The sequence below is a fragment of the uncultured Aquimarina sp. genome (genome assembly GCF_947492405.1).
Taxonomy (GTDB): domain Bacteria; phylum Bacteroidota; class Bacteroidia; order Flavobacteriales; family Flavobacteriaceae; genus Aquimarina.
Window position 1 is genome coordinate 1 of the sequence record NZ_CANLMP010000038.1, and the last position, 228, is coordinate 228.

A 228-nucleotide genomic window follows, 5' to 3' on the forward strand; every position below is an offset into this window, starting at 1 on the left:
TACAGGAAGCACAGGAGCAACTGGTGCTACAGGAAGTACAGGAGCAACTGGCGCTACAGGAAGCACAGGAGCTACAGGAAGTACAGGAGCAACTGGCGCTACAGGAAGCACAGGAGCTACAGGAAGCACTGGCGCAACCGGTGCCACTGGCTCAACAGGAAGCACAGGAGCAACTGGCGCTACGGGAAGCACAGGCGCTACAGGAAATACAGGAGCAACCGGTGCCAC

1 protein-coding gene is annotated in these 228 nt (G+C 57.9%); it reads left to right on the forward strand.

Going from position 1 to position 228, the window contains the following annotated elements:
* Positions 1–228, forward strand: a 228-nt coding sequence (locus Q0829_RS27550; RefSeq protein ID WP_298549316.1) for a collagen-like protein, incomplete at both ends; no start/stop codon positions are given.